General features: G+C 52.5%; 20 protein-coding genes and 1 tRNA gene. 4 read left to right on the top strand and 17 right to left on the bottom strand.

What is annotated here, in order from left to right; translation table 11 throughout:
• Positions 1-2: 2 nt before the first annotated feature.
• Genes brxC through QU660_RS02990 form a run of 4 tightly spaced genes read right to left on the bottom strand, consistent with a single transcriptional unit; the run spans position 3 to position 5,113 of the window.
• Positions 3-3,656 (bottom strand): BREX system P-loop protein BrxC, encoded by a 3,654-nt coding sequence (brxC, locus tag QU660_RS03005; protein ID WP_304946863.1) that lies wholly within the window; start codon positions 3,654-3,656, stop codon positions 3-5.
• An 18-nt stretch (positions 3,657-3,674) separates the two neighbouring features.
• Positions 3,675-4,295 carry a DUF1788 domain-containing protein gene (locus QU660_RS03000; protein WP_304946862.1) on the bottom strand — a complete coding sequence of 207 codons (621 nt, stop codon included), beginning with the start codon at positions 4,293-4,295 and terminating at the stop codon, positions 3,675-3,677.
• A 1-nt stretch (position 4,296) separates the two neighbouring features.
• Complete coding sequence (locus tag QU660_RS02995; RefSeq protein WP_304947211.1) at positions 4,297-4,905, bottom strand: DUF1819 family protein; 609 nt, start codon at positions 4,903-4,905, stop codon at positions 4,297-4,299.
• 16 nt (positions 4,906-4,921) lie between these two features.
• Positions 4,922-5,113, bottom strand: a complete 192-nt coding sequence (locus QU660_RS02990) for a DNA-binding protein (protein WP_304946861.1) — start codon at positions 5,111-5,113, stop codon at positions 4,922-4,924.
• A gap of 107 nt (positions 5,114-5,220) precedes the next feature.
• Here QU660_RS02990 and QU660_RS02985 point away from each other — a divergent pair, with 107 nt between their 5' ends.
• Positions 5,221-5,421, top strand: a complete 201-nt coding sequence (locus QU660_RS02985; RefSeq protein ID WP_304946860.1) for a hypothetical protein — start codon at positions 5,221-5,223, stop codon at positions 5,419-5,421.
• Between the two features lie 96 nt (positions 5,422-5,517).
• On the opposite strand, the gene QU660_RS02980 is transcribed toward QU660_RS02985, so the two are convergent.
• From QU660_RS02980 to QU660_RS02920, 13 genes are all read right to left on the bottom strand, one after another.
• Positions 5,518-7,122, bottom strand: a complete 1,605-nt coding sequence (locus QU660_RS02980) for an oleate hydratase (RefSeq protein WP_304946859.1) — start codon at positions 7,120-7,122, stop codon at positions 5,518-5,520.
• An 18-nt stretch (positions 7,123-7,140) separates the two neighbouring features.
• On the bottom strand, positions 7,141-7,434 hold the full coding sequence (locus tag QU660_RS02975; RefSeq protein ID WP_304946858.1) for a hypothetical protein: 294 nt from the start codon (positions 7,432-7,434) through the stop codon (positions 7,141-7,143).
• 125 nt (positions 7,435-7,559) lie between these two features.
• Positions 7,560-8,174: a TetR/AcrR family transcriptional regulator gene (locus QU660_RS02970; RefSeq protein ID WP_304946857.1), complete on the bottom strand. Its 615-nt coding sequence runs from the start codon at positions 8,172-8,174 to the stop codon at positions 7,560-7,562.
• A 217-nt stretch (positions 8,175-8,391) separates the two neighbouring features.
• Positions 8,392-8,784, bottom strand: coding sequence for a 30S ribosomal protein S9 (gene rpsI, locus QU660_RS02965; protein WP_304946856.1), 393 nt, complete (start codon positions 8,782-8,784; stop codon positions 8,392-8,394).
• A gap of 16 nt (positions 8,785-8,800) precedes the next feature.
• Positions 8,801-9,235 (bottom strand): 50S ribosomal protein L13, encoded by a 435-nt coding sequence (gene rplM / locus QU660_RS02960; RefSeq protein WP_304946855.1) that lies wholly within the window; start codon positions 9,233-9,235, stop codon positions 8,801-8,803.
• Between the two features lie 117 nt (positions 9,236-9,352).
• Positions 9,353-10,471 (bottom strand): tRNA pseudouridine(38-40) synthase TruA, encoded by a 1,119-nt coding sequence (gene truA / locus QU660_RS02955; RefSeq protein WP_304946854.1) that lies wholly within the window; start codon positions 10,469-10,471, stop codon positions 9,353-9,355.
• A gap of 9 nt (positions 10,472-10,480) precedes the next feature.
• Complete coding sequence (locus QU660_RS02950) at positions 10,481-11,281, bottom strand: energy-coupling factor transporter transmembrane component T family protein (RefSeq protein ID WP_304946853.1); 801 nt, start codon at positions 11,279-11,281, stop codon at positions 10,481-10,483.
• Positions 11,275-12,135 carry an energy-coupling factor transporter ATPase gene (locus tag QU660_RS02945; RefSeq protein ID WP_304946852.1) on the bottom strand — a complete coding sequence of 287 codons (861 nt, stop codon included), beginning with the start codon at positions 12,133-12,135 and terminating at the stop codon, positions 11,275-11,277. The genes QU660_RS02950 and QU660_RS02945 overlap by 7 nt, the downstream gene beginning before the upstream one ends.
• A 3-nt stretch (positions 12,136-12,138) precedes the next feature.
• Positions 12,139-12,999 (bottom strand): energy-coupling factor transporter ATPase, encoded by an 861-nt coding sequence (locus tag QU660_RS02940; RefSeq protein ID WP_304946851.1) that lies wholly within the window; start codon positions 12,997-12,999, stop codon positions 12,139-12,141.
• Positions 12,986-13,795 (bottom strand): hypothetical protein, encoded by an 810-nt coding sequence (locus QU660_RS02935; protein WP_304946850.1) that lies wholly within the window; start codon positions 13,793-13,795, stop codon positions 12,986-12,988. Before QU660_RS02935 ends, QU660_RS02940 begins: the two co-directional genes overlap by 14 nt.
• A 90-nt stretch (positions 13,796-13,885) precedes the next feature.
• Positions 13,886-13,959: transfer RNA gene (locus QU660_RS02930), tRNA-Arg, on the bottom strand.
• A gap of 78 nt (positions 13,960-14,037) precedes the next feature.
• Positions 14,038-14,607: a chorismate mutase gene (locus tag QU660_RS02925; RefSeq protein ID WP_304946849.1), complete on the bottom strand. Its 570-nt coding sequence runs from the start codon at positions 14,605-14,607 to the stop codon at positions 14,038-14,040.
• Between the two features lie 6 nt (positions 14,608-14,613).
• The gene (locus QU660_RS02920; protein WP_304946848.1) at positions 14,614-14,895 is read right to left on the bottom strand and encodes a GNAT family N-acetyltransferase; all 282 of its coding nucleotides are present in this window, start codon (positions 14,893-14,895) and stop codon (positions 14,614-14,616) included.
• 146 nt (positions 14,896-15,041) lie between these two features.
• Here QU660_RS02920 and QU660_RS02915 point away from each other — a divergent pair, with 146 nt between their 5' ends.
• The 3 genes from QU660_RS02915 to QU660_RS02905 are packed head-to-tail and all read left to right on the top strand — an operon-like array spanning position 15,042 to position 17,561.
• Positions 15,042-16,022: an energy-coupling factor ABC transporter permease gene (locus tag QU660_RS02915; protein ID WP_330693230.1), complete on the top strand. Its 981-nt coding sequence runs from the start codon at positions 15,042-15,044 to the stop codon at positions 16,020-16,022.
• Positions 16,019-16,786 (top strand): energy-coupling factor transporter transmembrane component T family protein, encoded by a 768-nt coding sequence (locus QU660_RS02910; RefSeq protein WP_304946846.1) that lies wholly within the window; start codon positions 16,019-16,021, stop codon positions 16,784-16,786. The genes QU660_RS02915 and QU660_RS02910 overlap by 4 nt, the downstream gene beginning before the upstream one ends.
• Before the next feature lie 37 nt (positions 16,787-16,823).
• Entirely contained in the window at positions 16,824-17,561 is a 738-nt protein-coding gene (locus QU660_RS02905) for an energy-coupling factor ABC transporter ATP-binding protein (RefSeq protein WP_304946845.1), read from the top strand.
• Positions 17,562-17,680 lie beyond the last annotated feature (119 nt).

Here is a 17,680-nt window from a genome sequence, read left to right as displayed (position 1 = left end):
ATTTATAGTTCAATGTTGACGATTGTATCTTCGTCCATCTCTTTCAGCAGGTTTTCACGCAATGCAGCAAGGTATTTATCAACATCATCCTTGCTCTCCAGCCGCCACGATGCAGTCTTAGCAACCGTCTTGATGGAAACATTCTTCGTGGTGCGCACCTTATATACCGGCTGCGGTTCTGCCACCTTTTCTGCCGGTTTCACGGTCTCGCCGCTTTTTTTTGCCTCTTCTTCCTGACGCTTGCGCTCTGCCTCGGCCTTTGCCGCTGCCTCCTTCGCAAGGCGAATGTCCTCTGCGTTCATCTCGTTGAGCAGGCGCAGCTTCAGTGCCTCCGCCTTATCTGCGAAACTTCGCAGAGTGGAAACATTGTTGCAGTGCTCCGCACCGTCCATGATCTCATTAAAGAGTTCCAGATAACGGTTGTACTTCGCATCCTTATAGGGCTTGGTGTTCAGCACTTCAAAGACACGGTTCTGATCCTGATTGATGGAATCTTTGACCGGCTCTGCCTGCTCTTCCAGAATGCGCGTATAGCAGTTCCTAAACTTCTCGCGCAGCTCTGGCAGCTTCGGAATCTCCTTGTAGGGCTTCGGCATCCGGACAACGGTGCGCATCTTGGCCACCACGTCTTCCAGTTCTGCATCCACGATGTAGGTCTTGCTGTCCTCGTAGATATTCAGCATATCCAGCGCACGAGTGAAGATGGTCAGCTGCTCACTGCCGAAGAAATCACGGATAGGCTCATAGTCCTCGCCAAAATTCATCAGCTCGTCCTGATCGTCAAATACGGTCTTAAAGAATTCAAGCGGTGCCTGAATCTGTACCAATACGGAAAGCCGCTTCTTGCCCTTTTCCAGAAGTTCTTTTCCGGGATAGGTGTAATTCTCATATTTCGGTTCCAGCCGCTCAATCTCAGTGATTCGATTCTCGCAGTAATGCTGGAAGTTCTTCATGATGGTATCTTCGTCATCGGCAGGCGGAGCCACCTTAAACAGCTCTTTCATCACGGTGCGGACGGCCTTTTTCTGGTTTTCCGGTACCCGCACGCGCACTTCCGTCAGCAGTTTATCCACGAACTGCTTCTTCGTGATATAGCCGATGATTTCCTCTTCGGAACGGTTGTTCAGATTGATGCTCTCACCATTGACCGTAAAGGACAGATCTCCACACTTAAAGAGACGTGCCACCAGCCAATGGATGTCATCTTCCACAAAGCCATAGGGTGCTCTCATAAAGCGATCCTTGATGGTTTTCATAGAAGTTTTCATGTGCATCCGGGAATTGCCTGCCACGAATTGCAGTACATCATCCAGTGCATGGACATTGGATTCTTCGGTATCTCCCAGTGCCAATGACAGCTGATTGCTGGTCTTGAACATCTTCCGGATGTCTGCTTCGCCCATCGCTGCGTCAATATAGGACAGCTTGTGGTAAACCGTCTGCACCAGTCTGCCGATAGCCTCATTGATGCGGCTGGTCACTTCCTTGCCGGAGGTGTGCAGCACATCGCCATTGACATAGATGGTAGCCTCTTTCAGAGCTTCCGTCAGATAAAGCTTCGCATTACCGTTGCGTTCCCGCATCTCCACACGCTTAGCTTCCTTAATGGTCTCATACTTGGCAAGCTGCACAGAAGTATTCTTGCGCAGGAATCGCTCAATTTTCAAGTATGCCCGCATTTCCGTCAGGAACGCATCATCATTCGGCAGAACCACAAGAACTTCCTTGCCCTGGCCGGAGAGCAAGCGCAGCGTACCATCATCGGTGCCACCCTCATACCACGGGGTCAGCACACGGAGGCCGATATCGTAATTCTGGTTTGCCTTATAAGGACGGTCATCCACTGTCTGATTGAAAGAGAATGCATAGCGCCCCCCAAAGCTTGGGTACTGATACTTCTTGCCGGAGAAAATGTCCTCATAGATCATCTCCGCGATCTTCGTGATGACCTCCGGCATCTCCACATTTTCTTTTTCGATTTCGTTATTGATTTCCTGTTCCTCATCGGTCAGGAACACATAGATGGAGCCATTCTTTTGGATCAGCATCTGGCGCATCAGCACTTTCAGTGCATCCTCCACCTGTGCTTTCAGAGAAATACGATCATCGTCAATGCTGGTAATCATCAGACTGACGATGTTGTCCACGTTGGCTTCGATCTCCAGAACATATTTAATCAGGAAAAGTGTCTTTAGCACATTGATAGCAAAGACATCTTTTTCCTTCTTTTCCGGGTTAATGTAACTGTTATCATATGCGCGGATAATCACACTGCTGTGGCTGTGGTCGAGGAAGTTTTCCAAAGCATCATAAAACCGATAGAACGGCACGATGGCTCCCATCTCATCATCCATCAGCTGCATGGCAGATTCTTTGAACAGGGCCAGCATGGAGCGTTCACCTTCGGACAGGTGTTTACCGGATGCACCGTGGGTACGGATGCTGGTCAGCACACTTGCCAACAGATTAAACTGATATGGGACAAAAGGATAAACCTCTGCAAAATCTTCCGCGTTGGCGTACAGTTTTTTCTCCACACCGTCGTTGAAGACAATCAGATTTTTGATGATGGTAGCGTTCTGGTCATAGAGCAGATGCAGGCTCTGTGCTGCGGTCTCAGTTTTATCCAGAATACGCTTTTTGATAACAGCGTCCACATTGGCAGAGGATAGAGAAAGGCGTGTATCGAAACGTCCCTGAATCTTGGAGAAGTCGTTACCCTTCACCTTTGTAATGGAGTCAATATCCTGCTGGCTCGTTACGATTACCCAAGCCTTACCCATGCACTCCTTACCCAGTTCTTCCGTCACGGTCTGAAGGTTCAGCATCAGCTTGGAATCATCACCAATGTACTGACCAATCTCATCCACCAGAAAAACGACATGGTGATTGTTACCTTTTTTATCAATATAGGACTTTACACGCTTGGCAAAATCCTCAATGCTGATCTGGTAGCTCTCGGTTGTTTTTTCGCACCAGTTACGGGCAGCCGATTCACTCATAAAATCCATGTCAGAAAGAACATCTACAACGGAATCCTGAATGAAATCAAAGTCCTGACGAGAGCTTTCCCACGGATTACCATACTCTTCTTCAAACTTTTTCTTAAACTCCTCAAAACGACCTTCCTCGGAAAGTCTGCGCTCCAGGTCGGCAAGGTGCGGCATAGAACCACAGAAGCCCTGCATCTCATTGAAAACCTTCAGGAAAACGTTCACAATGGCATCCTTGTTTTCCTTGCCATTCGAATCGCTTTTGGAATCAATGTTGAAAAGAATTACGTCCGATGGGGTGTTTGCTGCCAGCTGCATATCTGCCAGCACCATCTGATTGGTAATCTTCTGATCTTCGATAAAGTAGTCGATGGCATGTTTGTCTCCGACCTTTTTATTCTGAAGCAGATAGGACAGAATTTTCAGAAAATGAGATTTACCGCTTCCAAAGAAGCCGGAAATCCAGACACCCATTTTCGGTGTGGTTCCCTGAATACCTTTTTTATATGCTGCAAAGAAATCTGCAAAATGACGCTGAAGCTCACGGGTCACAACATACTCTTCCAGCTCCTGCGCCACATTCGTTTCTTCACCCTGACCGACAATGATAACGCCCTGTATCTCACGGTCAATTTTCTTTCGGAACATGTCCTTGATCTGCATAACTGTTTCCTCCATCCATTACTTTACCAGTCGGAATGCCCGGTAATAGTTATCGTCTTTAATCTCATTGAACAGGATCAGCTCCTGCTCATTATAGGTTCCCGGAAAGAACATCACGACTGGGCAGCGCACAAACGCCTGATGCAAGTTGTTAAGCACCTTGTGGGAGCGCAAAATCGGATAGCACTTGCCGATACCGGTCAGGAACACGACTGCATTCTCTGGTGTATGTTCTTTGATATATTGCACAATCAGGCTGTCATCATCATTCACCTTCATGGAGTTGGTCACTGCCTTGACGATACGCTCGATTCCTCGCTCTTTTTCAAAGTCATAGCACTTTTCCATGAAGTTCTTCTTTTCCAAAAAATCAATGATGATATCATACAGGTCAAAGACCACAAGCTCAAAATCATCATCGCCCCGGTCGTTCTTATTTTTCAGATACTCTACGCGCTCCCGAACTTCCAGTTCCTTTTCCGGTGGATAATCAAACACCCAATAGTTGACCTCATTTGCGCGGCCCGTTCCTTTTCGGAAAGACGGCTTATGGATTGCAAGCTCCATCTCATCCAATCTTTGGCTTAAATGGCCCAGGCCACACTCTCTTTCTCCTGCGGAGAAATTCACCTTGTCCATTTCATCTTACCCCCGTCAGTGTTTTTACCATGATGCCAAGATCATGGTCATAAAGCCAATGTTCAAATGCAATATCAAGAATTGGCTTCAGTATTTTTCTTGTACCGTTTGCCCGGTTGCTTTCTAAAAGTCCTGCTTCATAAAGCTGTGTTTTATAGCAGGTCCCGAGACGGCGCAGCGTATAATCTTGAAAAGAAGCCACTTTCTCACTCTGTTCCTGCTTATTTTTGAAGAATATCCGAATATCCGCTTCCGTCAGCTCATCGGAACCAAGAATCATTTTTTCCCGCACTACTTCATACACAAAATCAAAGAACAGCGTGTCATGCAAAAGAGCCGCAGTCAGCACAAATAACTTCTGTGTGGCAAGATCACTGCTCAAAAAGATTGGATAAAAGCTTTCATCTACTGTCTTGATACGGGCTGTTACAGTAGAATAAATCTGCTGCGCTCGTAGTTTTGTCGGTGCGCCATAGATGTTTGCCTCTTCATTCAACTTTTTAATGTCTGCAAAGCTCTTACCCTCGCTCAAAAGCTGCACGGTTTTCCGAAATTCCATGAACCAGAACGAAAATTTCACTGCTCCGGCACTATACGGTTTTCTTTCCATCTTCGTTCTCTCCATTTCAAGATTTTGCTTTCATGTATCTGCCGCTTTTGATTCTGGCATCCTTCGGCTTTTCTGCATCAATAGGAATGATCCACTGATGCCCTAAACGTTCGGCACCATCAATTCGCCCTTCCGTGCATAATGTCTGTACTCTCCTTGTGCAGATTCCCCATTTTGCAGAAGCCTGCTTAATTGTCATGAAATCCATACGGAACCTCTTGTTCGATGTCAAAAGTTGCTCGCAGCAAGTTAAAACTTCTCATTTATATTCTACTCTAAGAAACGAACAAAACCAATTCAAAGTTCTTCCTGATTTTGAACGATTTATTTAGAACGCTGCCTGCGGCATCGAGCTACGCATCCATTCCGGATGCTTTAACGGCAGTTCCTGCCAGAGAAAAAAGTCCGGTGCAACATGAGCATTACACCCACACTGCACCGGACATTCCATCATCCATAATCAACCTCCTTAACCTGGCTATTCATCAGCAATGGCGTGCCAATCAGGTTGAATAAAAGAGTAACCAATAGGACGATCACGTAATATAACAACGAGAAGTGCCTGCCATAGCCGATTGACGCTTACTGGCAGACACTTTTTCCTGTCTCATACTATTTCAAATATGACACCAATGCCGCAAGGATAATCCTTACGTCGTATTGGATTGGCTTGACCGGGCAGACATCCCGTTTCATGCCTAAAAGCTTGTAAACCGCCATTCGTGCAGCTCTGACGGAGTATTCTTCGGTAAACACGCAGTCTTCCGGAATCTCGCAATATTGTCCGGTAAATCCAAGATTCGTGCTCCCTTCCGGCACGACATCGGGCCGGTCGCCTGCGGAACGCGCAAGAAAATGTGCATTCGTATACGGCAGCATAACCGGTATTGCGGCAACAACCTCGTCCCGGCACTTCTGGCGGGTATCGTCATCCATTGGCAGGCTCATCAATATCTCATCCAGTATTTCCAGTCCCGTGCATTCGTATTCAGGCTTTCCCGTGAAACGTCCCGGCTCATCGGTATAGAAGGCGCACATCCACAGGAACGAATAATCCTCTGGCTGATTTTCAAAATAAGGCGGGAGCGGAATGCGTAGCTCCATATGCCAGGGAGAGCCCGTAAAGGAAGTCAGGAGCCCCTCCCCCGTCTTGTTGTGGGTGTATTTTTCCATCCAGTCCATGAAAGTGTTCCCGTGGAAGGTGCAGTTGAATGTCATCCACTTTGACTTATCAGGGTGTGCGAAGAACTTGTCAGGGTTGCCAAGCACCGGTTTCTTTGCAGCAATGTTTTTCCACAAGTTAGCACTCATTGGGTAAGAGTCATCAATGCCCGCAGCCTTTTCAGCATTCCCGAAGGTGGCATTGTCGGTCATGCATCCTAATGTAACTATTACCTTGTCATTTTCATTCAGCTTGATATAATCCTTTTTATCGCCATGTACGACATGTAGCCCGGTAACCGTAATCCCGTCACCATCGGCAAAATCCATGTCGGTCACCACTGTGTTATAAACAAAGTCAACCCCCGCATCCTCAAGCACCTTAAGCAGCGGCGTGATTATGCTTTCAAACTGGCTGTGCCGCGTCAGGGTTACCCCGCTAGCAGTATTTATCCTCGTGATGAGATGGAAAAAGCGTGTCAGGTAGCGCTTAAATTCTATAACACTTGACCATGGCTGGAATGCGAAAGTGCCTTCGTATATGTACCAGAACGGGGTTTTAAAAAAGTGCGGGCTTACGCCGAACCAATCCTCAATTGTAAGGTCGTCAAGCTCGTTTTCGTCTGCCTTTAAAAGACTAAGCACAAGCTTCAGCTCCTGTTTGTTCAGCCCGTAACTGGAAGAATCTATTATTTCCCCGTCAGCATCAAGCAAACGAGCCTTTGCCTTGCAGGGCTTTGTGGACGAGAATTCAAACATATCGTCTGTCACGCTGTTGCCCAGATTCGTAAGGGAAGGGATGCTAGACATTATATCCCAGAAGTTTTCATACGTCTGCTTATTGAACATCCTCTCACCGCGGCATATCCAGCCATGCTCCGGATCTCCACAGGCATCATTTGACCCGCCTGCCACAGGCAGCGCCTCTATAATATGGATGTCCTTTCCTTCAAACCCGCAGTCCCTTAAAAGGTAAGCGGCACCCGTCAGGCATCCAAGCCCTCCGCCAACAAAATAAAACTGGCCGTCATCCTGTCTTTTATAATTTCCTAACATAACAAGTCTCCTTCTTTCTTATTTCCTCATTCCGTTAAGTGCTATGTCGCCCTTCTTGGTTTTCGCAATGCCTGACAGCTCATCCCCGTTTACGCTGCCGCTGCATACATACTCCGTCTTCCCGACGGAAGTTTGTATTTTCCCTTTAAAATTAAAATTTCTGCCATCCGTTGTTCCCGGCTCAAATATATTTTTCTTACCCATTACAACCAACGAACCGTTAAGCACACCATCATTACTATGAAGAATTAATTCCCCGTTTTTAACGCCCAATGGAGTACGCATCTTGACCTGGTAAGTCCCGTCAACCATATGACCACCTCCTTTCCCTTTGCTGGTTCTAAAATAAAACATCGGGAGTTTAATAACAACAAACAAAACAGCCCGTATATCAGATGTCTGACATACGGGCTGTTTTGTAAGGTTTTTGCATATTTTTATAAAGTGGAGCGTCTGGCGGAAATACTATTTGTTCCCCCGTTCTTTTCCGCGCTTCTTTGCAGCGCCGCCATGATGCTGCCATGCATGGCTATCTCCAACAGATTAATCATTTCCTCCGGGGCATACGGCTCCCCTTCAAGCATCCATGTCACGAGGCAACTGACCAGCGCCTCGGTATAGAACTTGCCAATAAAATCCGCATGTTCCTTATCGGCGGGAACATCCTGTAAAATATTGTTTATAAACGCCATCATTATTGCGCTCGTACCTTCATAAAGCATTTTCTTAAGAAGGTCCTTTCCAATGCTGTTATATGCGCACAAGCAGATTTTCCTATTGTCATGCACATACCTGAAAATCGACAATATGCCATCGTCCCAGTCCATGCTGTTTTCACTGGCTTTAAGGAGTTCCAGTGCTTCTGCCTCGAATGTCCATTTCATAAGGTCATACATGTCCTCGAAATGATAATAAAAGGCGGACCTGCTGATATCACAGTCATCGCTTATGTCCTTGACGGTAATCTTGTCAAACGCCTTTTTCTTCATGAACCCCTTCAATGAGCTTGCAATCCTTTCCTTTGTCAGATAGGATATTTTTTCGTTTTTCATCCGTATCTCCTTATATTTAATTACTGTTATTTTGTATCAAAATGAGGTTTTACTCATCGACTGCTTTGTCTATTTTCTGCTGCGTTTCCGATTTGGTTTTGCGGTACTCTGCATAGGAACATAGGCATCAAAACCGAGCAGTCGAACAGAATTTTGGGCATGAAAAAACCCCGGAAGCATGTGGCTTCCGGGGTTTTCGTACATTTTGAAGTCTCGATTATCTCTTGGAGAACTGCGGCGCACGGCGAGCTGCCTTCAAGCCGTACTTCTTTCTCTCCTTCATTCTCGGGTCTCTCGTGAGGAAGCCCGCCTTCTTCAGAACCGGACGATAGTCCTGATCTGCCTCAAGCAGTGCTCTCGAGATGCCGTGACGGATAGCGCCTGCCTGGCCTGCCATACCGCCGCCGAGAACGTTGACACATACGTCAAACTTCTCGTTGGTCTCGGTCGCAACGAGCGGCTGACGAACCGTCATTCTCAAAACCTCAAGGCCAAGATAGTCCTCGATGTCTCTCTTGTTGATCGTAATCTTACCAGTTCCCGGCACCAGATAGACTCTGGCAACAGAAGTTTTTCTTCTTCCGGTTCCGTAATATCTCTCACTTGCCATTTTCTACACGCTCCTCTCAGCCTTTGATGGTCAGAACTTCCGGCTTCTGTGCCTGGTGGTTGTGATTCTCTCCTGCATAGACATGCAGCTTCTTGTACATCTGCTCGCCAAGGGGGCCCTTCGGGAGCATGCCCTTAACTGCCTTCTCAATCACCTTCTCCGGCTTCTTCGCCATCATCTCGCGAAGCGTAGTCTCCTTCATGCCGCCGACATAGAGGGAGTGGGAGTAGTAAACCTTCTGCTCCATCTTCTTGCCGCTCACCACAATCTTGTCTGCATTGATGACAATGACATAGTCGCCGCAGTCAACATGCGGGGTGAAAATCGGCTTATTCTTGCCTCTCAGCACTGCAGCAACCTCCGAAGCGAGACGTCCGAGGGTGGCTCCATCCGCATCGACCACATACCATTTTCTCTCAACGGTATCCGGATTCGCCATAAAACTCTTCATGATTATCCTCCTAGTGGACACGGGAGCAAAGATCCGTGTCTCCTGCCTGATTATACGTGAAGTGCCCATAGCCTACTTCTCCGGGGCTGGTAAAAGCTTAGCCTAGGCGTCACAGCTCTATATTATAGAGACTTGTCCCCCCTCTGTCAATGCAGAAGGCGCTTTTTTCCTGCATTCTTTTAGGTCCAAAGCGACATAGGGAAAGGCTTCCCGGGTCGCGACATCCGCATTCTCATGAATCCTGTAAAAGCCGAATTCCCGCCCCGAAAAGAGGCGGCTCGCGTTCTCTAAGTCCCTGAGATACACGCGCTCTGCGCCGTCCCTGTGGCTCTCGTGGATGAGACGTGTCATCAGCCCCTCGTAATCCGCTTCCCGGCAGCGCCGCAGTGTGAAAAAGCTCTCTCTGCGTTCTTCGAGCGTATCCTGTGTGAGCTCGTAAGCCCAGTCCTCGTTCTCGGCCTCGTAGCGGCTCGGGTTCGGGAGGTAACGGATTTCCCGAAGAATAAGGCCCGCGGCCGGTGCCACCGGTCCCGCATCGCGCCTTCTGCGGCTTCGGATTGCATCCCGGAAGGCTGTCTCGCTCTTTTTCCCGCTGCCGATTTCCAGGAGTGTCCCGGCGAGGATGCGTACCATGTGGTAGAGGAAGCCGCTCCCCGTCACACGAAAAGTAATGAGCCCCGCAAAGCTGCCGCTCTCCTCACACTCGGCAGAGAGCTCCGCGCGGTATATGCGCCGCACCGTGTGCGCGGCTGCCGAGCCGCTTGCGCAGAAGGCCGCGAAATCGTGCTCTCCGAGGAGAAAGGGCAGCGCGGACCGCATCGCCCGCAAATCAAGCGGGACATAGCAGTGCGCGGCGCTGTTCCGTAAGAGCGGGTTCATAATGCGCCCGTTCCAGATGCGGTATTCGTAGGTCTTCTCGCAGTGCTGTTTTCTGGGGTGCCAAATCGGCGCAACTTCATCCGCCGCCTGCACCCGGATGTCCTGCGGCAGGTAGGCGTTCAGCGCGGTCACAAAGCGCTCGGCGCGCATCGGGAATTCCGTGTCAAAGACAGCGACATTCCCGAGCGCGTGCACGCCCGTGTCTGTGCGACTCGCAAATACAACTTGTGCAGGGGCTCCGGTGAGTCCCTGCACAGCTTCGTTCAGCTTTTGTTCCACGGTAACGGCATTCGGCTGTATCTGCGAGCCGAAATAGCCGCTTCCGTCATAGCTCACAATCAAACGGATTCTTCTCATGCTCTCTCCTCAGAAGAGAATACGGAGGACGATGATGCCCGCCAAGAAGAGGAAGAGGGCTGCGTAGGCAATCCGATCTCTGCTCTGATAGCACAGCGGCTTCATCTGCGTTCTGCCCTCGCCGCCGTGGTAGCAGCGTGCCTCCATGGCCATTGCGAGGTCGGTTGCACGGCGAAAGGCCGAGACAAAGAGCGGCACCAGGAGCGGCACCATGGCACGCGCCTTCTGAATCAGATTGCCGCTCTCGAAATCCGCGCCGCGCGCCATCTGCGCCTTCATGATTTTATCGGTCTCCTCCATGAGGATGGGGATAAAACGGAGCGCTATGCTCATCATCATCGCGATCTCATGCACCGGGACGCGAAGTACTTTTAAAAAGCCGAGTCCCTTCTCCATGCCCTGGGTCAGCGCATTCGGCGTCGTGGTGAGGGTCATGATGGTCGATCCGACCACGAGGTAGATGAGTCGCAGCGCCATAAAGCCCGCGAGTATCAGTCCCTCTTCCGTAATTTTGAAGACACCCCACTGCCATAGCACCTTGCCGTCGGTCAAAAAGAGGTTAAAGCTCACACTGATTAAGAGAATAAAGAGTATGCCCTTTAAACCGCGCAGCATATAGGAGAGCGGCACACGAGACAGGCCGATCGCAAGTGCGAGGAATGCGGTCGCAAGCGCATAGCTCTGCCAATTGTTGCAGAGAAAGAGCGCCACAATGTAAACCATAGTCCCTGCGAGTTTGGTTCTCGGGTCCAGACGATGGAGTGCGGAGTCCACCGGGTAGTACTGGCCTAGGGTCACATCCTTCAGCACGGCGCACCTCCCTTCAGGAGTTCCCGCAAAGCATCCCTTGCCTCCGCGACGGTCGTGATCTCATCGCTGAGCGGCATGCCCGCGCGGCGCAGGCGCTGCACGAGGTAGCTGACCTGCGGCGCCGAAAGCCCGAGTTCCTCGAGTTCCTCGTAGTGCTTAAACACTTCCTTCGGCGTGCCGTCGAAGCGCTTTTCTCCGCCGCTCATCACGAGCAGGCGATCCGCATACTTTGCGACATCTTCCATGCTGTGGGAGACCAGAATGACCGTGAGGCCCCATTCGCTGTTCAGTGCCTTCACCCGGTCCAGAATTTCGTCTCTGCCCCGCGGATCGAGGCCCGCAGTCGGCTCATCGAGCACAAGGACCTTCGGTTTCATGGCAAGTACGCCCGCAATCGCGACGCGGCGCTTCTGTCCGCCCGAGAGTTCAAAGGGAGACTTCTTGTAAAATTTCTCCGTTAGCCCGACCATTGCGAGCGCCTCTTTTGCGCGCTGCTCGATCTCAGCCTGCGGAAGTCCCATGTTCTTCGGTCCGAAACACACGTCCTTGAATACATCGATTTCAAAGAGCTGGTGCTCCGGGTACTGAAAAACGAGCCCGACCTTGGTGCGGAGCGCCCGCATGTTGTAGCCCTTTTCGTAGATGTTCTCGCCGTCGACAAAGAGTTTGCCCCCGGTCGCGCGAATCAGGCCGTTTAAATGCTGTATCAGGGTGGATTTTCCGGAGCCGGTATGTCCTATGAGACCGACAAACTGCCCGTCCGGAATCTCAAAGCTCACATCGCGGAGTGCCGGCTGCTCAAAGGCAGTCCCTCCCCCGTAGGTGTAGCTCAGATGTTCTGCGCGGATTCCCACAGCTTAGTTCTCCTTCCAAAGCGGCAGTATAGCTTCCGCGAGCTCCTCCATGGAGAGCACGCTTTCCGGTAAACTTACGCCGCACTGTCTCAACTCGTGTGCGAGTTCGGTGGCCTGCGGTACGTCGAGGCGCAGGCGCTTCAATTCTTCCACATGGGAAAAGACTTCCCGCGGCGTGCCGTCCATAATGACATGCCCGCCGTCCATCACAATCAGGCGATCCGCCCCGACGACTTCTTCCATGTAGTGCGTAATCAGCACCACGGTGACGCCCTCGCTGCGATTTAGCTCCGTGATTGTGCGTATCACTTCTTTTCTGCCGTTCGGATCCAGCATGGCGGTCGGCTCGTCCAGCACAATGCACTTGGGGTGCATGGCCATGACGCCGGCAATCGCGACGCGCTGCTTCTGTCCGCCCGAGAGGTGATTCGGCGACTTCAGGCGGTAGGCAGTCATGCCGACTGCCGCGAGCGCGGCATCGACCCGCTTCCAAATGTCCTCGGTCGGCACACCGAGGTTCTCGGGTCCGAAGCCGACATCGTCCTCGACAAGATTCGCAATGATCTGGTTGTCGGGATTTTGAAATACCATGCCGACCTCGCGGCGTATGCCGAGGAGCTTTGCATCGTCCGCGGTATTCATACCGGAAATAAACACGGCGCCGCCGCTCGGCAATAAGATACCGTTCAGGGTCTTTGCAAAGGTGGATTTGCCGGAGCCGTTGTGCCCGAGTATGGCGACAAAGCTGCCCTCCTCAATCTTTAGGCTCACGCCGTCGATTGCGCGGTTCACATCCGTAACCTTTGCCTCCTCGTCGCGGGTGATGTAGTCAAAGACAAGTTCCTTCGCCTCAATGATTGCCATTGCTCTCCTCCGCTGCCGCAGTCTCGCTCTCCTGCACTTCCGCCGACGCACTCTCCGCTTCCGCGCTCTCCGCTTCCGCACTCACAGTTTCGCCGCTCTCCGCCGTTTCACTCGCGGCGCTCTGTCCGCCGCCGGTGCCTTCGCCGCCCGGCTGATAGTTGATCACGCCGAACTCTCCCACCTTGCTCTCGCTGAGCTCGGAGGCGCGCACATAGGCCACCACAAACTGGTTTTCGGTGAGTGTGGTCTTATCGTATTCTTCGACCGTGCCGCCGGCCCGTGTAAAGTCCTTAAAGCGCTCGGGTACCTCGGACATACCGAGGCCCTGCGTCATGTCCACGCCCGCAAGCAGAATTTCAAGCTTGCCGTAGCCCTGCGCCGCGGTATTGAATTCCATCGCGTCGACAGTACAAGCGCCGATCGGCAACACCGCTTCGGTTGCATTGCTGTACTTGACGGTCGCCACATAGTCGCCGTTCTTCATGAGCACCACGCTGTACTGGGTCGCGGGATCCGCCTCCGCCGTGCTGTGGTCAAGGTCTGTAAAGTAACCTTCCTCATCTTCATACTTCAAGGTAAATCCCTGGTCTAAGAGTGCGGAAAGCTTGGTCACGCCGACCTCAACCGTAATGCCGCCCACACTGATTTCGGGCACCGGCTGCAATGCGGCCGTGCTCTCTTCGGTCTTACGGTCTCCGAGCGCAATCTCTCCCTCCGGCAACACATAGAGGTACACGGTCAGTGCCAGCAGCGCCGCTGCGAGGACATACATTGCCCCCCAAAAAAGCTTTTTCATGGTTATCCGCCTTTGTCTGTTTGGTATGATGGTGTATGTTCGATTTTATAATACAAAAACCCCCAAGTCCACACGGGCTTGAGGGTTGTACGTGCGTGAGAGGATTCGAACCCCCGACACCTTGGTCCGTAGCCAAGTGCTCTATCCAGCTGAGCTACACACACTCATTGCTTATTGCAAGTACAGAGTATAAAGCCATGTATCCGCTTTGTCAACCTGTTTTTCGATTTTCTTTTTTTGCTTCAGCGAAGCACTTCCATAACGCAAAAATCCTGACTCTCGCCCGCGAGCTGCACCATGAGTTTCTGCATGTGGCGCTCCGAGAGATCGCCGCGCACGGTGAGAAGAAAGCGCACGCTCTCCCTGTCCTCGCTGTAGGATAAAAGTTCCATCTTTTCCATGTTATAGCCGTAATCGCCCACCATGCTGAGGATCGAAGACATGGCATTCGGGCGATTGGGACGCGTGAGCAGGAGTTTCACTCTCTGCCCCGGAATCTCATAGGGTACGCCCGCAAAGAGCGCCTGAAAGCGCTCCGGCATCCAGTCATAGAGCAGCCCGTACTGGTACATGCGGCTGGTTTCCATAATCTTTCGCACAATGGCAAGGTACTCCCGGCGAAGCTCCTCCGGTACCTCTCCGCCGAGCCGCTCCAAAATAGCCTCTTCCCGGTCCGCGCGGTATATCTGTGTCTCTCCCTGTTCCGCTTTGGCGCTCGCCACCTCTCGAGAGCAGGCAAGGCGCTCCAGTAAGAGCGCCTTGATCTCCTCGTCGAGGGTATCTATCTTAGCCCTGATTTCTTCTAAACGCATGATTCCTTACTCTGCGACCAGGTCGCCGTTCTCGGGGTGCTCGTCAAACCACTTGACCGCAAAGGGGCAGGTGAGCACGGCCTTCTTGTTCTCGTCGCGCATGCGGACCACAAATTTCTCGAGCAGTTCCGCGCCGATGCCCTGACCGCGGAGCGACTCGTCCACGACGGTGTGCTCTACGTCCACGGTCTTATCGTTCACTGCCGGGAACTGTAAGCAGGCGCGCTTCACGCCGTTCTCATCGTAAGCCACAATTTCGTTTGCTTCATTTTCGTAGCGCAGTGCCATAAAAGCCTCCTTTTTTCTAAGAAACGCCTGAGTTCACTGTTGCTAAAAAAACTATAACACAGTGCACGTCCCTTTTCAAATCCGCTTGACATTTACTGCTGCAAACTTATATTCTCTACAAAAAAAGGAGACTTAATTCCATGCATATGGCTGATGCTTTTCTGTCCCCGCCGGTTGCCGGCACCATGTACGCCTGCTCGGGTGCAGCGCTCGCGCACTCGGTTCGCATCTTAAAGCGCGAGGACAATGAGTCCCGCATTCCCGTGATGGGGGTGATGGGCGCTTTTGTCTTTGCCGCGCAGATGATTAATTTCACGATACCCGGCACAGGTTCCTCCGGCCACCTTGCGGGCGGCATGCTGCTCGCCGCAATTGTGGGCCCCGAGGCTGCTTTTCTCACCATGTGCGCCGTGCTCTCGATTCAGTGCCTGCTCTTTGCGGACGGCGGTCTGCTTGCGCTCGGCGCGAACATCTGGAACATGGCCTTTTACGGCTGTTTCCTCGGCGGCAAACTTTGGCAGCTTGTCATGAAGGGCGGCATCAGCAAGAAGCGCATTGTGAGCGCCTCGCTGCTCGGTGCCGTGCTCAGCATGCAGCTCGGCGCCTTCTCGGTTTCTCTGGAGACCGCAATTTCCGGCGTGACGCCCCTGCCTTTTACCGCCTTCTTGCTGCTCATGCAGCCCATACACCTGGCAATCGGACTCGGCGAGGGGCTCATCACGGCGGCCGTCCTTCTCTTTGTCTTTGAGGCGCGCCCCTCGCTCCTTCAAAACAGTCTGCCCTCTGCGAGGCGCGCCGAAAAGCTGAGCGCCGGACGCTTCTTTGGCTTAGCACTCCTTGCAAGCCTCTTGACCGCGGGCGGACTGTCTCTCTTTGCTTCCGCTTTTCCGGACGGCCTCGAGTGGTCGGTGCTTCGCCTGACCGGCAGCACGGAGCTAGAGAGCGTCGAAACGCCTCTCCACCGCCTTGCGGCAGCCGTTCAGGATTTCACCGCCCGCTTCCCGGACTACAGCCTCGGTGAGGGCGTCGTCGGCAGCTCCGCAGCCGGGATCCTCGGCGCGCTCGCCGTGCTCCTTACAGTGGCACTCTTCGCAAACCTGCTTCGCCGCAGGTTATATCGAAAGTGAGCCGCCTGGACTCTGCCTCCCGCTCTCTCTTTGCGCTCGAAGAACTCGCCGCAAGGGACACGCTGTTAACGCTACTCTCGCCGCTCGCAAAGCTCCTGAGTGTCCTTTTCTACTTGGCGGTGACCCTCTCCTTTCCGCAGACGGCGCTCTCGGGACTGCTCGGCATGGCGATTTATCCCTGCCTCCTTTATCCCCTCGGTGACCTGCCCATGCGGCGGGCACTCGGGGACTTTCGCTTTCTGCTCCCGGTTCCGCTCTTTCTGGGGCTTGTCCCGGCGCTCTTCGGGAAGTTTTCTATCCTGCTCCTTGCGGTGCTCGTGCTAAAGAGCCTGCTCGCCTTTCTCGCGGTCTTTCTGCTCGCGGCGAGCACCGGCATCTACGAATTATCGGCGGCGCTCGCGCGTCTTCACGCCCCGCGCCTCTTTACCACGGTTTTGCTTCTCAGCTACCGCTATCTCTTCGTGCTGCTCCGCGAGGGCGATCAGCTTGCGGATGCTTATGCGCTCCGCGCTCCGGGCAAAAAGGCGGTCTCTCCGCGAAACTTTGCCTCGATGATAGGGCAACTGCTCTTACGAAGCATAGACCGCGCGGAACTGATCTATGCGAGCATGAAACTCCGCGGCTTTTCCGGAGTCATGCCGGGATATCGGAGCGCGAAACGCGGCGGCATCGCGAGCTTCCTCTTTCTCCTGCTGAGCCTTGCCTACTGCCTTATGTTTCGTTTGCTTCCGGTCTTTGAACGCTTCGGCGGCTTATTATCCTAAACGGCGGCACGCCCGCCGCGGCTAAGGAGGTGTCTTCTTGTTAGACGTATCCGGACTTTCGTTCTCCTATGAGGACCTCGACGCGGGCGCACGCCCCATTCTGGATGAACTCCGCTTTTCGCTTGCCCCCGGCGAGCGCGTCGGCTTAATCGGCGCAAACGGGGCGGGGAAATCAACGCTCTTAAAGCTCTTGGTCGGTCTTCTCCTACCTCCCAAGGCACAGACGCCCGCCATTACCTTCGGCGGGCTTTCGCTTGAAAAAAAGACACTGGCGGAAATCAGAAGACGAATCGGCTATGTGTTTCAGGACTCGGAGAATCAGCTCTTTATGCCGACCGTCGGCGCGGATGTCTCCTTTGCTGCCGAGAGTTACGGCTATGCGCCGGAAGAGGTAGCGGCGCGCACCGAGAAAGCGCTCTCTCTTGTGAAACTCGAAGGAAAGGCGGGGACTGCGGTGTACCGCCTCTCGGGCGGCCAAAAAAAGCTCGCGGCGATTGCCGGGGTGCTTACCCTTTCGCCGGAGCTTTTGCTTCTCGATGAGCCCTCCGCCTCGCTGGATCCGAAGAATCGGCGGAATCTTCTGAATATACTCCGCAATCTCCCATCCGCCCTGCTCCTCGCCTCTCACGATCTGGACTTTGTCTACGACTGCTGCGATCGCGTGCTGGTGCTGCACAAGGGGAGGCTCGTGGCGGATGGTCCCGGCAAGACCGTGCTTCGCGACAAAGCGCTTCTCGAAAGCGCGGAGCTTGAGCTCCCGCTCCGCTTTCAGTGAGGACAGTGTCCCGGCTTTCGCTTCATTCCCGGAGCGGGCAAGGCGGATATCACGCTGCGGAGCGTTCCGCCTCCGCTCTGATCACGGTGCTTCGAGAGAATTCGCTCGGCTTGCACAGA

The sequence above is a fragment of the Stomatobaculum sp. F0698 genome (assembly GCF_030644385.1).
In the GTDB taxonomy this organism is placed as follows: domain Bacteria; phylum Bacillota; class Clostridia; order Lachnospirales; family Lachnospiraceae; genus Moryella.
This window is presented reverse-complemented; position numbering and strand designations above follow the sequence as displayed.